Here is an 18,370-nt window from a genome sequence, read left to right on the forward strand (position 1 = left end):
GTTCGGTTCCTCCTGCTCCCCGCTCAGTACCAGGCGTCGGGCATGCTTTGCTTCTTCTTTTCGACGAATTCGGCGAGCGCCTCATTAACCGCCTCGTCGAGCGGCGGCGGCTGGTGCTCGTCGAGCATCTTGTTCCAGCGCTCGAAGGCGCGCTGCGCGGTATCCTTGCCGCCGCGCTCGGTCCACTGTTCGAAGCTTTCGGAATCCGACAGCACGGCGTCGTAATAGGCCGTCTCGTAATTGCGCATGGTATGGGCCGAGCCGAGGAAGTGGCCGGCCGGCTCGACATCCTCATAGGCGTCAGCGCCCAGCGCATTGTCGTCCGTGTCGATGCCGCCGAGCAGTTTCTGATAGGCGCCGAGCCGGTCGGCGTCGATCACCAGCTTCTCGAAGCCGCTGACAAGGCCGCCCTCCATCCAACCGGCCGAATGCAGCACGAAATTGGCGCCGCCCATGGCGGTCGAATGCATGCTGTCAGCGCTTTCGGCGGCGGCCTGCGCGTCGGGCAGCTTGGAGGCGGTGAGCGATCCGCCGCAGCGCAGCGGCACGCCGAGACGGCGGGCGAGCTGGCCGATGATGTAGTTGGAGGCGACGGGCTCCGGCATGCCAAAGGTGGGCGCGCCGCTCTTCAGACTCATCGAGGACAGGAAATTGCCGAGCACGAAAGGCGCGCCGGGCCTGACAAGCTGGCTGAAGGCGCCGCAGACCATCGCCTCGGCGAGCGCCTGGGCGATCGAGGCGGCGGTCGTGACCGGTCCCATCGCCCCGCCCAGGATGAAGGGCGCAACGACAATGCCCTGGCCGGCGCCGCAATAAACCTGGATCGCTTCGGTCACCACCTTGTCGACATGCAGCGGCGAGTTGGTGTTGACGTTGCCCATGATCACGCAATTGTCCCGCATGAAGGCTTCGCCGAAGAGGATGCGCGCCATATCGACGCTGTCCCGCGCCCGGCTCTTTTCGGTGATCGCGCCGAGGAACGGCTTGTCGGAATTGCGCATATGGGCAAGCACCATGTCGAGATGGCGCTTGTTGACCGGCAGGTCGCAGGGCTCACAGATGACGAGGCCCATATGATGCAGCGAAGGCAGCATGGAGACGAGTTTCGACAGCTTGTCGAAATCCTCGAAACTGCCGTAGCGGCGCCCCTTTTCGAGGCATCGTGTGAAGGGTGCGCCATAGATGGGGGCAAAGACGGTGCTCGTCTCGCCGATTTCGACGCTGCGCGCCGGATTGCGGGCATGCTGGGTGAATTTCGACGGCGCAGTCTTGAGCAGTTCGCGCGCCATGCCGCGCGGCAGGCGCACCCTGGTGTCCTTGACGTCTGCCCCCGCGTCTTTCCAGATGCGCAGCGCCTCCGGATCGTCGCGGAACTCGATGCCGACCTCCTCGATCAGCCGGTCGGCCTGTTCCTCGATGCGCACGAGACCCTCCTCGCGCATATATTCGAAGTAAGGAATCCTGCGGGTGATGTAGGCGGGCATGACGGGCGCTGCGCGCTCCGTGCGCCGGGACCTTCTGGATGCAGCTCTCATGTTGCGGCTCTTAAGGATGCAACTCTTATGGGATTACCGTCGCGACAGTTCGGGTAAGAAGAATACGCGCATTTGGCAATGCTGTGACGATTGAAAAATCTTTGTCATTGAATAAACTGTATTTATGCGAAAACTTTATCAGCGTATCCAGTCGCCGGCCGCGCTCTTTGCTTTCGAGGCGGCGGCGCGGCACCTTTCCTTCACCGAGGCAGCGGCGGAGCTCAACGTTTCCCAGCCAGCCGTAAGCCTCTCAGTCAAGAAACTGGAAGGAGCGCTCGGGACGCAGCTCTTCGAACGCCGGCACCGCAGCATCCGCCTGACCGAAGCCGGTGAACGCTTCTATGCCGACGTATCATTTGGGTTAATGCACATCCTGAATTCCGCCGACGCGGTCGCGAGCCGGCCGGAGGATCATGTATCGCTGTCCTGCTCCACCGCCTTCGCCCATTACTGGATGCTGCCTCGGCTGGCGACCTTCCGGCGCGGCAATCCGGATATCGAAATCAGGCTGCAGACGACCGACAAGGATGTCGATATCGCCGAGGAAGGCCTTTCCTTCGGCGTGCGGCTCGGCTCCGGCCAGTGGCCGGGCTATCAGGGCCTGCGGCTGGGCCCGGAAGTGATCTATCCGGTCTGCAGCCCGGCCTATCTCGAAAAGGCCGGCCGGCCGGAAGACGCCGCCGAGCTCTTCGGGCACAAACTCATCCATCTGGAAGAGCCGTTCCGGCCGCGCGCCGGCTGGCGCGACTGGTTCGTGGCGCAAGGGCTGGACTATGTCGACACCGGCGGTGGCCTGCGGCTCAACGATTATGCGCTGGTCATCCAGGCGGCGATCGCCGGCGAAGGCATCGCCTATGGCTGGGACCATATTGTCGAGACCGTGGTGCGGCAGGGCCTGCTCGAACGGCTCGATATCGGCGTCTTCGATGTCGGCCTTGGCCACTATGTAGTCTGGCCGGAGAACCGGCCGCACGGCCCCAAGGCCGAACGGGTGCTGGACTGGCTGATGAAGCAGGTGGTTTGAGTTAATTGCTGCGTCTGGTATCGGGGTGGGCGATTTAGATTTACCTAAGCACCCAAGCCAATCATGCCTGCTAGTTTATTCCATGTCGGACCAAGCCAAGCGATGATCGCTGCGAATCGTGGCGCCAGCTTTTCAGCCTGAGAAGAAAGGTCGTCCGCCTTTTTGGCATATTTGATAACTCTTTCTATCGCACCGCCAATCTCGTCCTTGTCCGGTTCCGCCTTGCCCGCCTCTTCCGAGGCATCTTCCAATGCGCGTTCAAGCTTGGACTGTTCAGGTGAACGAAGCGAGGCAAGATCCGCTTTCAAGGCAGCAATTTCGTCGGCTATCGAAACGTTCTCGGCTTGCGGCCACTGAACCGTAATGCCTTTCATTATGGCTGTGTTGTTGTCACCTGTGATGATTTGAGAGCCGACAGCATTACCGGCCTTCACGGAACGATCACCGTTACCTGTTGTCATCATCGGACTCCCGTTTCAAAGCTTCAAACATTTCCAAGATCGGAGCGACCTTGGTCTTGTCCGGCTCTATTTTCAACTCCTTTGCAAGCATAAAGTAGCGCTGCAAGTGCATTACCATCCAGCGATCAACCGCTTGGGGCAATTCAAGAAAGACCGGCTTCAATATATCAATGGCCTCGGATATCGCTTCAAAGGCACCCGTCTTGTCTCCACAGGCATTTTTTATGTCACTGATCACTCCCAGAGACATTGACAGGTCTACCGATGCCGCATCCGGGCGGGCAACGGCCAGTGTCCTTCTGAGTTCGACGGCTTCTTCCCCGGCGGCAAGGGCATCCTCACGCCGGCCAACGGCGCTCAGCCTATTGGCCAGATTGTTCAGAGACATCGCGAGATCCGGGATAAAGGCATCCGAGCGGGCAGCGGCCAGCGCCCGATAAAGCTCGACGGCTTCTTCCCCGGCGGCAAGAGCATCCTCACGCCGGCCAAGGTCGCTCAGCATATTGGCCAGATTGTTCAGAGACATCGCAAGATCCTGGATAAAGGCATCCGGGCGGGCAGCGGCCAGCGCCCGATAGAGCTCGACGGCTTCTTCCCCGGCGGCAAGGGCATCCTCACGCCGGCCAAGGTCGCTCAGCATATTGGCCATATTGTTCAGAGACATCGCAAGATCATGGATAAAGGCATCCGGGCGGGCAGCGGCCAGCGCCCGATAAAGCTCGACGGCTTCTTCCCCGGCGGCAAGGGCATCCTCACGCCGGCCAAGGTCGCTCAGCATATTGGCCAGATTGTTCAGAGAACCCGCGAGATCCGGGATAAAGGCATCCGGGCGGGCAGCGGCCAGCGCCCGATGAAGCTCGACGGCTTCTTCCCCGGCGGCAAGGGCATCCTCACGCCGGCCAACGGCGCTCAGAATACCAGCCAGATTGTTCAGAGAACCCGCGAGATCATCACGGAATGCGTCTGCATCGATATCGAAAAGAAGACGAGCTAGATTCAATGCGGTCTCAACAACACTCAGCGCTTCGTCATACATTCCCAAATCTGACAACCGAAGCGCATGATTATTTGCCCATACCTTTGCTCGGTAGGCTGTTGTCATATCCTTGTTTTCCGAAAAATGAGCCATCCAATGCTCAGCAAGTCGGGAGGTTATCTTAAGTGCATCTTCACGCAAAACGAGCGTTTGCGATGGCAAAGCAAATGCCAATGGCTCCAAAGCCTCCGGTTCCTGGAGACCATCGGCCAGCGAACTTAGCCAGCCTAACAATCGTTGCGCGGCTAATTTCTCTTCTTCCCCGGCGGAAATATCCTCCAGCGCGAAGGCGTAGTCCTGCAACAGACGAATTATCGCCGCCGCCGCTGTTTCCTTTCCAACCTCATAGGCGCGTTGAACAAATGCAGGCCCTTGGTCACGGTACGCCGGTGAGGCTTTTTCGAACGCCTCGACTACGGCGCCCTCGGCAATGAGGTCGGGCTGTATTGTACCAAGTTTTGGCTGCGCTGCTTCGGCATCCTCAGATCCTGAGACCGGAAACTCCTGTTGAAAGAGGTCGGCGATGGCATCCGGATTACCGGACAAGCCGGCAGCATTTAGTTCCGCGCCAACAGCGCTGGTCAATCCCTCAAGAGGCAGACCACCGACAAGCACGTTGAATGCTGCAAGATGTACGACGGATTTACCGTCCACCTCGGCGCCAAGTCCTTGCAATCGTTCGAGTTCGCGACTAGCAAGATGACGCGCTGCGTCCAGCCGTCTGAGCGACAGAGCGGCCGTCGTATTGGATTCCCGCGCAATCATTCCTGCCATGACAAGTGAAAGAGGATTAGCAAATACTGGTTTCGAAAGCTCGGCATCGAAGGCAGCATCGTCGCCCACATTCGGTACTTCTTTTGTTGAGCCTTCATCGCCATGAAATTTCTTTGCTGCCAGCAAGGCTGCACTGACGATTTGACGGCGGACCTCCAGATCTTCAAATCCAGGCAGTGTTTCCGGGCGCAGACTTTCATCCCAAAAAAGGTCCAGTCGCTCACGTGACGATCCGAGCTTCGAGCCCGTTAGTTCACGCCACCAGCCGAACTCTTCCGGTGCCGTCCGCTCAAGTAGTAATATGCGTAGTCTGGCACCATCATCGAGGGTTTGAACCGCCAGTTGATCCAGCCAGCGGGCCAACTCCTCATAATGCTGGGCAGCGTAGTCGATTACCAACAAGGTCGAGTTTTCCCAGCCATATTCATGCAACGCATATGAACCGGCGAGTGCCGGTAGTTCAGTAGGCGACAAGAAGCCTGCCACCCAACCTTGGTCTCCCGGCGCCTTGCCGTTGTCGATCCGGGAACACAGTTCGATTGCGAGTCGTGTCTTGCCGGCACCCGCCAGCCCTATGAGGGCATGGACCGAGATATCAGGATCGGCATTCAGCCATTTTTTGAGATTCTCGATGTCGCCCTCGCGACCAATCAGCGGCAGCCCGCCACGCGTTGGATCCAGGATATCCAGTTCACGCGGTCGTCGCCGGCGCTCGTTGGCGCGAATTTGCCTGCGAATGAGAGGAACCTTGAATTCGGGCCCGAATGAAAGAGCGACGGCATTGCCGTCTCCCGAAACCACAACGCTTCGGTTGATGTCGCCTCCAGCAGAAACCGATCTGTCAGCCATCCCATTCCCCCGGAACTGGTTGAACAGGAAATCACCGCGCTACTTATGGTGTCAAGTATCGAATCCTAGACACCTTTCTTTTCACGCCTGATGCGTGCGGCGCTTTTGCGGGTCGTGGATGGGCATCGAAACAACCGTGGCGCTCGTGCATATGGGGCCGCCGTTCAACTTGAACCGCGTTCCGGGCGCTGCCGCCGAGGGGGCGACATGCGCAAGGGCCAGCGACTTGCCGAGCCTGCGGGAATAGCAGGGGCTGTTGACGGTGCCGACGGTCTCGCCGTTCACAGACAGTTCCTCGCCGCCGGCGACCATGTCGCCGTGATCGATGTCGAGGCAGACATTGGCTATCTTTTCGTTTCCCCTTGCAGCCATCAACGCCGTGCGACCGCGAAAATCGCCTTTCGCGCTGTTCACCGTGAAGCCGAGACCCACCTCATAGGGCGTGTGATCGGCGGTCATGTCGTAGCCATAGAACAACAGCCCCGCCTCAATGCGCAGCTTGTCCAGGGCCGTGAACGAGCAGGGCATGACGCCGGCTTCCACCAGCCCGTCCCAGATTGCGCATATCGCCTTACTTCCGGCAAAGATCTCGTAGCCGCGCTCGCCGGAATAGCCGGTGCGGGAGACGCGGCAGGGCTGGCCGAAAAGCGTCATGGGCGCGTGCCGGAAATAGGCCAGCGCACCCAAATCGACGTTGCAATGCTCATTGAGGATCGCAAGGGAGGCGGGGCCCTGAACCGACAGGTCGTGCAGGTCGTCGTCGAATTCGATCGACACGGTCCTGCTCCTGGCGGAGGCCCGGAGCAGTGCCATCGTATCGCCTGAGCCATGGACAATCATCCACCGGCCGTCGCCATTATTGTAGAGGATCGCATCGTCCGCCATGGTGCCCTTGTCGGTCAGGACGGACAGATAGGCGGCTGTGCCCGGCGCGATTTTCCTGACGTCGCGCGTTACCAGATGATCGAGCACCGCCGCCGCATCCGGTCCGGAAACGATGATCTTCTTGAGCGGCGACATGTCGAACATGCCCGCCGCCTCGCGGACCGCATCATGTTCGGCATCGGGATCGGTGTCATAGGACCAGGCGGTACCCATGCCGTTCCAGTCCTCGAGGCCGGAGCCGAGGGCGGTGTGGCGCGAGGCGAGCGCAGATGTGCGGCTGAGTTCTTCGGTCATGTTTTTCTCCAGATATTCAGTACCATTCGTCCGGCATGGCCGATTTGCGCTCGGCCATGAATTGTTTCAGCGTTTCGTCGATTTGCGCATCAAGCTCGGGCGGTTCATAGGACGCGAGCATCGACTTCCAGATTGAATTGGCATGCTGCTCGGCGCTCTTGCCGCCGCGTTCCCGCCAGGTTTCATAGGGGCCCGGCGACGGCAGGATCGGGCTGTAATTCGCGGTCGTGCAGTGGCGCAGAGTATGGGCCGTCGCGAGAAAATTATCGCCCGGTGCCGCTTCGTCGTAGGCCTCGCGGGCAAAGGCGTCATCATCCACCGCCATGCCTTCCAGCAGGCGCAGCATGGCGCCGCAATTGTCGACATCCATGATGAATTTCTCATAGGACATGGTCAGGCCGCCCTCGAGCCATCCCGCCGCATGCCAGACCTGGTGGGCGCCTGATATCATCGTCGACCAGAGCGCATTGGCGCTGTCGCGCATCGCCTGGCCGTCCGGCGCATTGGCGGAGGTGATCTGGCCGCCGCCGGAGCGCACCGGTACGCCAAGCCGCCGCCCGAGCTGTGACAGCGCCATGGTCACGAGACCGGCCTCGGGCGTTCCGAAAGTCAGCGCTCCGGTGCGCAGGTCCATGGTCGAGTGGAAGCTGCCGAAGACCACCGGGCATCCCGGCCTTATCGCCTGGACGAGCGCGATGCCGGCCGTTGCCTCGGCAAGGGTCTGCGCCGCGACCGCGGCCGGGGTGACCGGCCCCATGGCGCCGCCGAAGATAGCCGGCGAAATACAGACACACTGATTGGCCTCGGCGTAAACACGCAGGGATCCGGACATGGTCTCGTCAAACACCAGCGGTGAGTTGACGTTGATATTGCCCTGCAGGACGGCATTGGCTTCCACGAAGTCCCGGCCGAAGACGATGCGCGCCATCTCGATCGAATCCGCCGCTCGCGACGGGGTCGTCACCGAACCCATGAACGGTTTCGAGGACAGGCGCAGATGCGCGTAGACCATATCGAGATGGCGCTTGTTCACCGGAATGTCGACAGGCTCGCACACGGTCCCGCCGGAATGATGCAGCGCCGGCGCCATGTAGCTCAGCCTGACGAAGTTGCGGAAGTCTTCGAGCGAGGCGTAGCGGCGACCGCGATCGAGGTCGGTGACAAAGGGCGAGCCGTATCCGGGCATGAGAACGATGTGGTCGCCGCCAAGGGTCACGGTGCGGCGCGGATCGCGCGCGTGCAACGCGAATTGACGCGGCGCCGTGGCGCACAGTGCGCGCGCGTGGCCCACCTCAAAGCGCACGCGGTCCCCGTCGACCATCGCACCGGCTTCGCGCAACAGATCACGGGCGACGGCGTCGCCGCGAAATTCCACGCCGACCTTCTCAAGGATCCAGTCGGCCTGGCTTTCAATCGCGGCAAGCGCACGCTCGCCAAGCAGATCATAGGCCGGTATCGAGCGGACCTGCGGTGCGCTTGTCGGCATGGCACCGGGGCGGTCGGAGCGCCGCCGACGCCCGCGCCTGACGGGCAGGGAAGCAACCGGTTCGCTCACCGTATCAATGTTCAATTCGGTTACTCCTAAAAGTCGGCAAAGCGGCCTCAAAATGCCGGAAACCATCCTTGATCAAAAAATCAGCCAAAAAAATCGAAAAATTTTGCACTGAGCGGCTAATGAAATTAGTCTCTAAACATGCGTTTCCGTCACTACGATAATCTCAGGGTCTTCACCATCGTGGCGCAGCACGGCAGCTTTTCGTCGGCCGCCGACGAGCTGCGGCTGACCAAGGGCGCCGTCAGCCACCAGATGCGGCAGCTCGAGGCGGAACTCGGATTTGCGGTTTTTCAACGGCATGCGCGCGGCATATCGCTAACGTCGAAGGGGCAGGAACTGCTGGCGACGGTTCAAGCCGCGTTCGAGAATGTCGAACAAAGGATCGCGGAGATGCGGCATGCCGACAACCGCACCCTGACCATAGGCGTGACCACCTATTTCGCCTCGCGCTGGCTATCACCGAGGCTGATGGACTTCATGCGGGCTCATCCCGGCATCCGTCTGCGCATCCAGCCGATGATCGACCTCCAGGACCTGCGCGGCGAGGGCATTGACCTTGCCATACGCTGGGGCGACGGCAACTGGAATGATGTCGCGATCGAGCGCCTCTTCCCCTGCCCGGCCTGGCCGAGCGGAGACCGACAGGCGTGGGAGCTGGTGCAGCAACGCGGTCTGGAAGCGGCCTTCGATGCGTTCACCCTGCTGCGCGACCGGGAAGACAGCGATGCCTGGTCGCGATGGTACCGAGTTGCCGGGCTTCCGCATAAAGGACGCGCGGACACGCTGATCATTCCCGATCCGAATGTGCGCGTCCAGGCGGTGATGGACGGCCAGGGCGTCGCGCTCAATGACGCGCTGGTCATGCCCGAGATCGAAGCCGGCCGCCTTATGCGGCTGAGCACGTTCGAATTGTCGGATTATGGCTATTTTCTCGCCTATGAGGCGGGCGCGATGAACAATCCGGATGCCGATGCCTTCCGGCGCTGGCTCAAATCGGTGAGCGTGCGCGATATGTGAGCAGCTTTGCCCGTTCGACCTAGAGCAATTCTGAGTTAGCTTGGAGCATTTGATGGCGGAAAATCGGTTCAGTCGGCTAGGCGCGTCGCGCAGCGCGATGCAGCGCATCGGGCAAGTGGCGCAACAACGCCGATGGGCCGATTTTCTCCACCCTTGAGAGGATTATCGTATTGAAAATCAGAGACAAATGGGCCGGGCGATTTTGGCCCCTGGCGTCGTTGGCTCGCGCTTGTGGTGGGTTGGCACCACGGCGCGCAACCCGCCTTGCCAGAAACCAAAATCGCCACGGTCAAATGATCCAATCTAGCTCAGAATTGCTCTAGCCGAACCTGACGCTCAATTCCTCGGTCACGGGCACCGACTGGCAGGTGAGGATCCTGCCTTTGGCGACATCGGCATCCTCCAGCGCCATGCGGGCCCGCATGTGGACCTTGCCGCCGGTGAGTTTCGCCGCGCAGGCGCCGCAGACGCCCGACTGGCAGGAAAAGGGCGGATCAAGACCGCCGTCGCGCATGGCCTGAAGAAGCGTCTGGTCTTTTTTGACCGGCACATTCGTCACCGAGCCGTTCAGCCGCACGGAAGCGTTTGCGGCGACACCGGAAACGCTGTCGTCGATCATCTGGTTGCCGCCGAAACTCTCCATGTGAATGCGGTTCACCGGCACATCGAGATCCATCAGCCCGGCGCGGACGGCGCCGTTCATGGCGCCCGGACCGCAAACGTAATATTGCGCATCCTGTGCGTAGGGCGGGTTCTCGCTGAAATGCGCATCGATGGCCGCCCGGTCGATCCGCCCGCGGCGCCAGAAGCCGAAGGAGGAGAAGAGAGACGGCCGGGACAGCACATGCGACACTGTCAGCCTGCGCGGATGCGCCACAAGCAGCGCGTCGAGCTCGCTCCGCAAGATGATGGAGCCCGCATCCTGATTGCCGTAGACAAGATGGCAAAATGAATGCGGTTCGGCGCAAAGCGCGGAATTCAGCATCGCAAAGAGCGGCGTGATGCCGCTGCCGCCGGCGAAGAAATAGTGGGTGCGCCGCAACCTGTGGCCGGGATCGAGACAGAAGCCGCCGAAGGGCGGCATGACCTCGAGCGTATCGCCCCTTTTCACATGATCGTTGATGTGGTTGGAAACGCGGCCCCTCTTCACGCGTTTGACGGTGATCCGCATCGGCTCGCCCGAAAAGGGCGAGGCGGAGACCGAATAGGACCGGCGGAGCTCCTCGCCGTTCAACCGGAAGCGCAGCGTGATGTGCTGACCGGGCCGCCAGGCAAACGTCTCGGTGCGCTGCGGCGGCACTTCGAAAACGACTGTCTTTGCGCGGCCGTCGATTTCCTCGCGGGTTTCGAGCACCTGAAGCCGGTGAAAGTCACGCATCAGCGCCGTCCCTCGACATAATCGAGCACGATTTGCTGATGACCGAGGACCGGGCCCTCGCCCTTCGCGGCGGGGCCGGTCTCGAAATACGGGCTCTGCAACGATTTCTGCTGCTGCTCGCAGGCATAGATGTCCTCGGCCGTGAAGTCGCCGCTGACCATCGGATCATCCTCGCCGGCGCCGTCCTCGGGCGCGTATTTGCCGGTGATATGGTCGCGCCAGAAGGCGACCGAGCGGCTGGCCTGCTTGCCGAACGACCATTCGGAGGCATTGGCGACGCGCGTTCGGGTTTCGACCCGGGTCAGATCAGGAGCAAGCGGCGTGATGACGAATACCGACCAGGCAGACTCGCTTTCGCCAAGCCCGATCCCCGGGAACAGCATGGGCACCCATGCGCCCGCCTGCTCGACCGGCACGACCAGCGGATAGGGCGCGTTTTTCTGAATATCGGCCCCGTATGCGTCCGAGGGCGGCTCCCAGAAGGCGAAATGCGGCCCGACGAAGCCGTATTCGGCCTTTGCGTGATCATACATTGCGAGCGTGCCGGAATGCAGATGCGACAGGTGATAGACGTCGATGTAATTTTCAACGACGATCTTCCAGTTGGCCCTGACCTCGTAGGTCTTGCGGGCATCGGCATATTCGACCAGTTCCTCGACATTGTGGGGACCCAGCATGGGTTCGACGTCGCCGAACCATTCGATGATCGAACCCGCATCGGGATCGGGATGTACGAAAAGCATGCCGCGCCACAAGTCGACGGCAGCCGGCTTCAGGCCGAGGCAGGACTTGTCGACGGAGCCGTATTCATGATCCTCGTCGGGAACCGAGACCAGATTGCCTTCAAGGTCATAGGTCCAGTCGTGATAGGGGCAGGTCAGCGCCTTCTGTGTCCTGCCAACGGCGCGGATGAGCTGTGTGCCGCGGTGGCGGCAGATGTTGTGAAAGGCCCGCAGCCGCCGGTCCCGGCCCATGACGATGAAGATGTTGTTGAGCCCGGCCTGGACGGCCATGTACTGGCCTGGCTCCGAGATGTCCTCGACGAAACCGGCGTAACGCCAGGTGCTTGAGAAGATCGCTTTCTGTTCGCGGTCGAGCCAGGCCTGCGACGTATAGGCATCCACCGGGAGCCGGTGCAGCATTGTCTCTTCTGTCATGCGCATGTCCTGTCAGACGAGACCAAGCCCATTGACGAATGTCCAGATGCCGGCCGCGAACCAGGCGGCGCTTATGATCCAGAAAAGCACCGGATTATCGTCTCTGTCGACGGATTCCACGACAAATGCGCTGCCGGTCAGCGGTCCCATCACCGCCCAGTACATGTAAAGCAGCCCCCACATCCATATCCAGCCCATCGCCGTGGCGACAGCCAGAACAATGATCGCCAGAACAGTGAACGGTTTGTACGCAATGAGCTCGGTCATGCGATCCTCTTTTATTATCAAAATTGATAATTTACAGATATGCACTAATTTTTTATTGTCAAGGCCGACAATCATGCGGGAGCAGATATGGGACGACCGAGCATCAAGGCGGAGCGGACCGCCGAAATCCTGAATGCCTATGAGCAATGCGTCGCGCGGTTCGGCATCGAGGGTGCAACGCTTGAGCGCGTCGCCAGCCAGGCCGGGCTTGCCCGGGCGCTGATCCGCCACAATGTGGGCAACCGCGACGCTCTCTTCGATGCACTTGTGGAACGTTTCTTCGACGTATCCGAGCAGCGCGTCGTCGATCTGATCGCCGCACTGCCGGAGCGCGACCGTGCGCCGGTGCTGATCGATATTCTGTTTGACGTTCGTCACGGCAATGACACGCATGTTCTCGTCGCTGAAGCGCTGATTGCGGCGGCGGCCGACAGGCCGGCGCTCGCCAAGCGAATGAAAAACTGGATTGACGATTTCGTATCGGCCATTGCCGCCGTGTTGCGGCACAGCTATCCCGACGCCGCCCAGGGACGTGTTACGGCCGTGGCGACGGGCGTGACGGGAATCTATTTCAACGTCGATTCACTGGCGATGCTCGGCGGGATGACCGATCTGAGGCGCAATTCAAAGGAGGCGGCGCTGCTTCTGGTCTGCACGCTGGAAGACTGACCCCGAAACGCCGATGATGCCTTCAGCTCCATCGCGGCTGCCGTTGGAATGTCCGGATCAGGCGGATCGTGCTACACTTCGATGGGAGGCTGATCATGCCCATAATCAACATAAACGGCGCGGACATCCACTATACCGATGAGGGCGCCGGTGCCGAAACAGTGGTTTTCTCACACGGGCTGCTGATGAATGGCGGCATGTTTGCCGCACAGGTGGCGGCACTGAAAAGCAAATATCGCTGCATCGCGTTTGACCATCGCGGACAAGGCAAAAGCGCCGTGACCGAGGGCGGTTACGATATGGAAACGCTGGCCGAAGACGCGGCCGGCCTGATCGAAACCCTTTCCCTCGCACCCTGCCACTTCGTCGGTCTTTCCATGGGCGGCTTTGTGGGCATGCGTCTGGCCGCACGGCGTCCGAAACTGTTGCGGTCGCTGACCCTGGTCGAGACATCGGCCGAACCGGAGGAAAAATCAAACGTTCCGCGCTACCGGATGCTGAACTTCATTGCGCGCTGGTTCGGGTTGAATATTGTCGCGGGCCAGGTCATGCCAATCATGTTCGGAAAGACTTTCCTCAACGATCCGGATCGCGCGGCGGAAAAAGCCAAATGGCGCCAATCCATCACCTCCAATGACAGGATCGGTATTACGCGGGCGGTGAAAGGTGTCGTCGAGCGGGCGGGCGTCACCGATGAAATCAAACAGATTGACATGCCTGTCCTGATCATTGTCGGCGAAGAGGATGTCGCAACGGTTCCTGAGAAGTCGGAGAGGATGCATGCGGCGATCGACGGCTCGAAACTCGTCAGGATCGAGCGTGCCGGTCATTCATCGACGATCGAGGCGCCACAGGAGGTCAATCGCGCACTGGAGCAATTCCTGGCCGGCGTTGAGACATCCGATGCCGAAAGTACCGAAAGCGCCAACCCGGCCTGATCATTCCGCCAGGAACCGTTTCAACAGCGTCTGCTGTTCGGCGTCGACAAATGTCGGCGCATGGCCAACGCCGGGAATCTCGACATAGTCCGGGCGGGGTCCACGGGCGCGCATGTCATCGGCGACCGACTTCGGCAGAACGTCCGAAAGCGCACCGCGGATCAAAAGGGTTTTCGCCTCGATCGCATCATATTGCGGCCAGACATCGAGATCGGATTTGTGGGTGGTGAATTGCGACGCGATCAGCGGATCGTAGTGCACGGTGATGCGGCCGGCATTGTCGCGACGCACGGACGTGTCGATCAGGCGGCGCCAGAAGCTGTCCGGATTGTCACCGAAGGGCGCGTAGCTGGTGCGCAGCCAGTCCTCCATCTCGACAATCGTGTCGAAGGCGGGCGGCTTGCCGACATAAGCGGCAATGCGCAGGCGCGCCGCCAGCGGGATGTCCGGCCCGATATCGTTGATGACGAGGTGGGTCATGCGGCCCTTCAGGGCCTCGGCCGCCAGCCTTATGCCGATCAGCGCACCCATGGAGGTGCCGACCCAGCGCAAACTCCCGGCGCCATAATGGTCGAGGATCGCAACGGCGTTCTCGCCATAGACCGGAAGGCTGTAATCGGCGCCGCCCGACTTCGACCAGCTTGAGAGACCACGGCCGATCGTGTCGGGACAGACGACGAAATAGTCATTGGAGAGCTCCGAGGCGACCTCGTCGAAATCACGGCCGTTGCGCGCAAGGCCGTGCCACATCATGACGAAGGGTCTGGCCGGGTCGCCCCATTCGCTGACATGCAATTCATGGCCGCCGGCCTCGATATAAACGGAACGCCGACCGGTCATGGGTGCCCGCCTTTCCTGCTGAGTGTTCCGACAATGCCCGCCGGGAAGAAATAGACGAGCAGGATGAAGAGGACGCCGAGCCACAGGAGCCAGCGGTCCGGCGCCAGCAGTTCCGGCAGAAGCGGAATGCCGGCGGTTGCCTCGGATGCCAGCTGCATCAGGTCCTTCAGGTAGAACTGGGCGAGGCTCATGAGCGTCGCGCCGATAATCGCGCCGGTCATGGTGCCCATGCCGCCGATAACGACCATCAGGAGGATGTCGATCATGATGGCGAAGGAAAGCGAGGTCTCGGGGCCGGTATATTTCAGCCACACGGCGCGAAGGATCCCGGCGCCTGCCGCGATCAGCGCGGCGATGCAGAAGATCGCCGTGCGATAGAGGACGACGCGGTAACCGAGCGCCTCGGCCCGCATCTCGTTCTCCCGGATGGCTTCAAGAACCGTGCCGAGGGGCGAGGCGACGATCCGCAGCATGATGAAATAGAGGATGAGCGAGCCGAAGAAGACGAAATAATAGGCCGCCATCTTGCCGTTGGCCTTGGCGCCGAAGATGCGCAACACTTTTCCGTCCTCGTCGGTCAGCAGCTTGGTCGCCGGCGAGAAGAGCTTCGGAACCTTGTAGATGATGCCGTCCTCGCCGCCGGTGAAATCGGAGAACTGGCTGGCCATCACCGCCATTACGGACGCGGCCGCAAGCGTGACCATGGCGAAAAAGATCGCCTTCACACGCAAGGACAGGAGACCGACAAGCGCGGCAAGGATCAGGGAAACCACCAGACCCAGCGCGCCGCCGAGCAGGATCGCATCCCAGCCGGGGCCCATCAGCTTCAGCGCGATCGCGGTTCCGTAGGCGCCGAGCCCGAAGAACATGGTGTGGGCGAAGGAGACGATGCCGGTATAGCCGATAAGCAGATCGTAGCTGGCGACCAGCACGATGAAGATACAGATGCGCGCCGCCACCTCCTGGCTGCGTACATCCGGAAACAGGAAGGGCGCCAGGAACAGGCAGATGCCGATCGCGCCGATGATGGCGTAGACGACCAGGCGGCCGGTGCGGCCGCGCGCGGCATTCGCGTTGGTATCGATGGCAATGTCGCTCATGTCCCGCCCCTATTTCACCGCCGGCCGCAGGCCGTAGGGCCGCCACAGCAGGATTGCCATCATGAGGATCATGTTGGAGGCCAGCGCCATCTTGGGCGCCAGGAAGGCAACGTAGTTGCCCATCAGCCCGACCATGATGGCGCCCAGAAGCGAGCCCTCGATGGACCCCAGCCCGCCGATGATAATGACGATGAAGACGATGATCATCATCTCCGAGCCAATGGCGGCGGTGATCAGCGTCTCATAGCCCGCCCACATGGCCCCGCCGATCGCCGCCAGCGCCGAGCCGAGCACGAAGACGCCGACGAAAAGCCGGTCGATGCGAAAGCCCAGCGCCTCGACCATCTCGCGGTTCTCGACGCCGGCGCGCACCAGAAGACCGACGCGGGTCCGGTTGAGGATCACGTAAAGCGAGACATAGGCGATAAGACCCAGGACGAAGGCGAACAATCGATAGAGCTCGATGGAGACGTCGCCGATGATCAGCGAGCCGGACAGGAAATGTGGCCGGGGCACGGAAATGGGCGAGCCGCCCCAGATCGCCAGGATGATCTGCTCGGCGACGATCAGCGCGCCCATGGTGATCAGGATCTGGCGCAAGTGATCGCGGTAGACCGGCTTGATGATGACCTTCTCAAACGCCCAGCCGGCAATCAGGCCGAACAGCGCCGCCGCGGCGATTGCCAGAAGAAGGGCGAGGAGATTGAGAATGACGCTGTCCGCCGCAACCCATGCCGTCAGCGCCGCAAGCACGGACGCAGCGATGAAAGCGCCGAAGGAAATGAAAGCCGAATGGCCGAAATTGAGCACATCCATCAGCCCGAAGACGAGGCTGAGACCGGACGCCATGAGGAAGATCATCATGCCCATGGCAAGGCCGGCGACCGTCAGCGTGACCCAGGTCGAAGGCGAGCCGATGAGCAGGAAGGCGATCAGCGCCAGCAGGACCGGCAGAAGGTTGATGCCGCCGTAGCGTTCGAATGCGCTGGTGATTGAGTTCATGTCGGCCCCCTACTGATGCGCATCGAGCGACAGGCTGAGCAGCCGTGTCTGCAGCGCGGTGTCCTCGACAAGTTCGGCCATTGTGCCGGTGTGCGCGATGCGCCCGTCATCGATGACGGCCACCGTCTGACCCAGCGATTTGGCGAAGAGAAAATTCTGTTCGACCAGCAGGATCGTCGTTTCCCTGGCGATTTCCCGGAAGGCGTCGACCATGGAAAGGATAATCGCCGGCGCGAGACCTTTCGTCGGCTCATCGATGAGAATGAGGTCACGCTTCTCGATGATCGCCCGGGCGATCGCCAGCATCTGCTTCTGTCCGCCGGACAGCGACCAGGCGGATTTGGTCCAGAATGTCTCAAGCGCCGGAAACAGCGCATAGATGCGCGCCAGGCGATCGCGGTCGAAGCTGCCGTCATGGGTGGCAAGACGCATGTTCTCTTCCACGGTCAGGCCGCCGAAGATGCCCATATTCTCGGGCACGAAGGCGATGCCCTTTCGGGCAATGTCGCTGGTGTGCAAGGCCGCTATATCGTCACCCCGGAACCGGATGACACCGGCACGCGCCTGCCACAGGCCCATGATGGTGCGCAGTGTCGTGGTCTTGCCGGCTCCATTGCGGCCGAGGAGCACGTGAACGCCGCCTTCGGGCACGGTGAGCGAAATGTCGTGCAGGATGTGGTACTGGGCGATGTCGGTGCTGACGCCATCGAGTTCGAGGATCGGGGACGTCATGCGGCATCCTCCGCCGGCATGCCGAGATAGATGTCGCGAACCAGCGGCAAGGCGATGACTTCGTCGGGCATGCCGTCGGCGACCAGTTCCCCATTGTGCAGCACGATGATGCGGTCGGCGAGCGAGCGCACGACGTCCATCTTGTGCTCGACCAGCAGGATCGTCTTGCCGGTGTCTTTTCTGATCTCCTCGATCAATTCGAGAATGACCGGCGCCTCGTCGACGGACATGCCGGCCGTCGGCTCGTCGAACATAAAGATATCGGGTTTGAGCGCCAGAAGAAGCGCGATCTCCAGCTTGCGCTGATCGCCATGGGGCAATGCCGTGACCGGCAGTGCGGCAGCGGCCTGCAGGCGCGTCGCCTCGAGATAGGCATAGGCCTCGTCGCGCAGGTTGGCGAAGGACCGGGCGCTGCGGAAGATGACCGGCCCCAGCCCGTGCTGCGCCTGGACCGCAAGGCGGACATTCTCCAGCACCGAAAGCTGCGGAAACAGGTTTGTCAGCTGAAAGGCCCGGCCGATACCGGATTTCGCGCGGGCTGACGCACTGAGCGCGGTGATATCGTCATCGCCTTTGAAGATGCGCCCTGACGACGGCTTCAACTGACCGGAAATCAGATTGAAATAGGTGGTCTTTCCGGCGCCGTTCGGGCCGACGATGACAGTCAGCTCACCGGCCTTGAAGGCGCAGGTCACCATGTTGACGGCGGCATGGCCGCCGAAACGGATGGTCAGATCCTCGGTGCGCAAGGATGCGGAGGTCATGGCGTCCACCGTTGTTTCGGATTTTGCAAATGGCCGATGTCGGATCGCAGGGTCAGAAGATCGGCGCCATCGCCAATCCGGCGGGTCCGAACC

At 61.2% G+C, this 18,370-nt stretch carries 17 protein-coding genes; 4 read left to right on the forward strand and 13 right to left on the reverse strand.

Annotated elements, in window-relative coordinates; all coding sequences use genetic code 11:
* Window positions 1–23: 23 nt before the first annotated feature.
* Complete coding sequence (locus tag OOZ53_RS21600) at window positions 24–1,535, reverse strand: trimethylamine methyltransferase family protein (protein ID WP_271091814.1); 1,512 nt, start codon at window positions 1,533–1,535, stop codon at window positions 24–26.
* A 124-nt stretch (window positions 1,536–1,659) separates the two neighbouring features.
* Here OOZ53_RS21600 and OOZ53_RS21605 point away from each other — a divergent pair, with 124 nt between their 5' ends.
* Window positions 1,660–2,559, forward strand: coding sequence for a LysR substrate-binding domain-containing protein (locus OOZ53_RS21605; protein WP_271091815.1), 900 nt, complete (start codon window positions 1,660–1,662; stop codon window positions 2,557–2,559).
* Between the two features lie 44 nt (window positions 2,560–2,603).
* Here the strand turns inward: OOZ53_RS21605 and OOZ53_RS21610 are convergent, their stop codons facing one another.
* The 4 genes from OOZ53_RS21610 to OOZ53_RS21625 all read right to left on the reverse strand — a co-directional run bounded on the left by OOZ53_RS21610 (window position 2,604) and on the right by OOZ53_RS21625 (window position 8,479).
* On the reverse strand, window positions 2,604–3,020 hold the full coding sequence (locus OOZ53_RS21610; protein ID WP_271091816.1) for a hypothetical protein: 417 nt from the start codon (window positions 3,018–3,020) through the stop codon (window positions 2,604–2,606).
* The gene (locus OOZ53_RS21615) at window positions 3,007–5,679 is read right to left on the reverse strand and encodes a tetratricopeptide repeat protein (RefSeq protein ID WP_271091817.1); all 2,673 of its coding nucleotides are present in this window, start codon (window positions 5,677–5,679) and stop codon (window positions 3,007–3,009) included. The genes OOZ53_RS21610 and OOZ53_RS21615 overlap by 14 nt, the downstream gene beginning before the upstream one ends.
* Window positions 5,680–5,760: 81 nt before the next feature.
* Window positions 5,761–6,858 (reverse strand): aminomethyl transferase family protein, encoded by a 1,098-nt coding sequence (locus OOZ53_RS21620; RefSeq protein ID WP_271091818.1) that lies wholly within the window; start codon window positions 6,856–6,858, stop codon window positions 5,761–5,763.
* 16 nt (window positions 6,859–6,874) lie between these two features.
* Window positions 6,875–8,479 (reverse strand): trimethylamine methyltransferase family protein, encoded by a 1,605-nt coding sequence (locus OOZ53_RS21625; RefSeq protein ID WP_425499211.1) that lies wholly within the window; start codon window positions 8,477–8,479, stop codon window positions 6,875–6,877.
* Window positions 8,480–8,551: 72 nt separating this feature from the next.
* Here OOZ53_RS21625 and OOZ53_RS21630 point away from each other — a divergent pair, with 72 nt between their 5' ends.
* Complete coding sequence (locus OOZ53_RS21630; protein ID WP_271091820.1) at window positions 8,552–9,430, forward strand: LysR substrate-binding domain-containing protein; 879 nt, start codon at window positions 8,552–8,554, stop codon at window positions 9,428–9,430.
* A 319-nt stretch (window positions 9,431–9,749) separates the two neighbouring features.
* Here OOZ53_RS21630 and OOZ53_RS21635 read toward each other — a convergent pair whose 3' ends face one another.
* From OOZ53_RS21635 to OOZ53_RS21645, 3 genes are read right to left on the reverse strand one after another with little or no spacing between them, the layout of a single operon-like run.
* Window positions 9,750–10,808, reverse strand: a complete 1,059-nt coding sequence (locus tag OOZ53_RS21635) for a ferredoxin--NADP reductase (RefSeq protein ID WP_271091821.1) — start codon at window positions 10,806–10,808, stop codon at window positions 9,750–9,752.
* Complete coding sequence (locus OOZ53_RS21640) at window positions 10,808–11,965, reverse strand: aromatic ring-hydroxylating oxygenase subunit alpha (RefSeq protein ID WP_271091822.1); 1,158 nt, start codon at window positions 11,963–11,965, stop codon at window positions 10,808–10,810. The genes OOZ53_RS21635 and OOZ53_RS21640 overlap by 1 nt, the downstream gene beginning before the upstream one ends.
* A gap of 12 nt (window positions 11,966–11,977) precedes the next feature.
* Entirely contained in the window at window positions 11,978–12,232 is a 255-nt protein-coding gene (locus OOZ53_RS21645) for a hypothetical protein (RefSeq protein ID WP_271091823.1), read from the reverse strand.
* Between the two features lie 87 nt (window positions 12,233–12,319).
* Here OOZ53_RS21645 and OOZ53_RS21650 point away from each other — a divergent pair, with 87 nt between their 5' ends.
* On the forward strand, window positions 12,320–12,901 hold the full coding sequence (locus OOZ53_RS21650) for a TetR/AcrR family transcriptional regulator (RefSeq protein WP_271091824.1): 582 nt from the start codon (window positions 12,320–12,322) through the stop codon (window positions 12,899–12,901).
* A 95-nt stretch (window positions 12,902–12,996) separates the two neighbouring features.
* Complete coding sequence (locus OOZ53_RS21655; protein ID WP_271091825.1) at window positions 12,997–13,839, forward strand: alpha/beta fold hydrolase; 843 nt, start codon at window positions 12,997–12,999, stop codon at window positions 13,837–13,839.
* Here the strand turns inward: OOZ53_RS21655 and OOZ53_RS21660 are convergent, their stop codons facing one another.
* Genes OOZ53_RS21660 through OOZ53_RS21680 form a run of 5 tightly spaced genes read right to left on the reverse strand, consistent with a single transcriptional unit; the run spans window position 13,840 to window position 18,277 of the window.
* Complete coding sequence (locus tag OOZ53_RS21660) at window positions 13,840–14,679, reverse strand: alpha/beta fold hydrolase (protein WP_271091826.1); 840 nt, start codon at window positions 14,677–14,679, stop codon at window positions 13,840–13,842.
* Entirely contained in the window at window positions 14,676–15,779 is a 1,104-nt protein-coding gene (locus tag OOZ53_RS21665) for a branched-chain amino acid ABC transporter permease (RefSeq protein WP_271091827.1), read from the reverse strand. Before OOZ53_RS21665 ends, OOZ53_RS21660 begins: the two co-directional genes overlap by 4 nt.
* 9 nt (window positions 15,780–15,788) lie before the next feature.
* Window positions 15,789–16,781, reverse strand: a complete 993-nt coding sequence (locus tag OOZ53_RS21670) for a branched-chain amino acid ABC transporter permease (protein ID WP_271091828.1) — start codon at window positions 16,779–16,781, stop codon at window positions 15,789–15,791.
* Window positions 16,782–16,790: 9 nt separating this feature from the next.
* Window positions 16,791–17,513 (reverse strand): ABC transporter ATP-binding protein, encoded by a 723-nt coding sequence (locus OOZ53_RS21675; protein ID WP_271091829.1) that lies wholly within the window; start codon window positions 17,511–17,513, stop codon window positions 16,791–16,793.
* Window positions 17,510–18,277 (reverse strand): ABC transporter ATP-binding protein, encoded by a 768-nt coding sequence (locus OOZ53_RS21680; RefSeq protein WP_271091830.1) that lies wholly within the window; start codon window positions 18,275–18,277, stop codon window positions 17,510–17,512. The genes OOZ53_RS21675 and OOZ53_RS21680 overlap by 4 nt, the downstream gene beginning before the upstream one ends.
* Window positions 18,278–18,370: the final 93 nt, after the last annotated feature.

It is taken from the genome of Allohoeflea poritis, assembly GCF_027889715.1.
Lineage (GTDB): Bacteria > Pseudomonadota > Alphaproteobacteria > Rhizobiales > Rhizobiaceae > Hoeflea_A > Hoeflea_A poritis.